The 1,040-nt window shown below is 58.0% G+C and carries 2 protein-coding genes and 1 pseudogene; 1 reads left to right on the top strand and 2 read right to left on the bottom strand.

Annotated features, from left to right (window positions below; translation table 11 throughout):
* Positions 1–284 (top strand): annotated as a pseudogene (locus EN893_RS35405) (hypothetical protein); the annotation flags it as partial.
* A 61-nt stretch (positions 285–345) separates the two neighbouring features.
* Here the strand turns inward: EN893_RS35405 and EN893_RS35400 are convergent.
* Both EN893_RS35400 and EN893_RS35395 read right to left on the bottom strand, forming a co-directional pair.
* The gene (locus EN893_RS35400; RefSeq protein WP_127271495.1) at positions 346–444 is read right to left on the bottom strand and encodes a putative RiPP precursor; all 99 of its coding nucleotides are present in this window, start codon (positions 442–444) and stop codon (positions 346–348) included.
* A 214-nt stretch (positions 445–658) separates the two neighbouring features.
* Positions 659–748: a putative RiPP precursor gene (locus EN893_RS35395; RefSeq protein ID WP_127271493.1), complete on the bottom strand. Its 90-nt coding sequence runs from the start codon at positions 746–748 to the stop codon at positions 659–661.
* Positions 749–1,040 lie beyond the last annotated feature (292 nt).

Below are 1,040 nucleotides of genomic sequence, written 5' to 3'. Positions count from 1 at the left end.
ACCATGTGCTCTACACCAGCAGCGGGCTGCCGGCCGAATTCAGCTGCGAACGGCCGTTCGGCTTTCACTCGGTCATGCTGAGCGCCGCCTGGCTGGCGTCAGAAGGGGAGGTGGCGCTGATCGAAAGCTGGCTTGGCGAGCAGCTGATTGCAAGCGACGAGGTCACGCTGTCGGCGCTGACGCCGCTGCACTACGCCCCAATGCTCAAAGCTGTAACGCGTGTTCGCCTGTCGACGAAGCACTATTGGCAAATGGTCGTGGACGATCTGGTCTTAACGCGCTGAGATTTAGGCATGCCAAAGCGGAGCGAAATTTCGCCCCGCTTCAATCAGGTTATGTTGACGGTCAGCCCGGCACAATAATAATCGAGGCGCCGTTGGCCGCAGTGATCGCCGACAACCGGCCTTTTTTCAAGAACGATGGCTTCACATAGATCTTTTTCATATCAGACTCTCCTAAAATCCCGATCCGATGATGCCAGACTGCGGCCATCTGTCAACCATGCGGCTGGAATCGGTAAAACTGCAATAAATCCAAGGAGGAGCGGCAAGGCGCCCGCCCTCCAATTCTTGTTTACGCCATCCCGGATCGAAGGCCTTCGATGCTTTTTCTGGAATTGCTCCAGCGCCAGGCGCGTTTCGGCCAAGAGTGTGCCAGATTATATCGTGGCGCTGGTCGAGCCGTTTGCCGTGACGGCTGAAAGCTTGCCCTTCTTGACGAGAGCCGGCTTCGCGTAAGTCTTCTTCATGGTAATCTCTCCTCATCCCTACGCGAGAATGGCAGATACGCAAGATGTGTCAACCAAGCCGGGCGTCCACACGGGCTCTTGGCGACACGAGCTTGCGGCTGATAGTCTCGACGTCGACATGCGGGGCAACCGTCACATGGTGAGGGCCGCAACAACGCCCGAGGGATTTCAATGAACAAGGGTGCCGACAGATTGCTCGCGCTTGCCCTGGTCGTTGTCGCCGTAGGCTGCCTGGCGCGGATCTATTGGCCGGCAATCGGCGAGGCTTTCCTCTGGCGCGGCTTTTCAGGCC

The organism is Mesorhizobium sp. M7A.F.Ca.CA.004.04.2.1 (genome assembly GCF_004022825.1).
Lineage (GTDB): Bacteria > Pseudomonadota > Alphaproteobacteria > Rhizobiales > Rhizobiaceae > Mesorhizobium.
The sequence above is the reverse complement of the archived record's forward strand: the minus strand, read 5'-3'. Positions and strand labels throughout refer to the sequence as shown.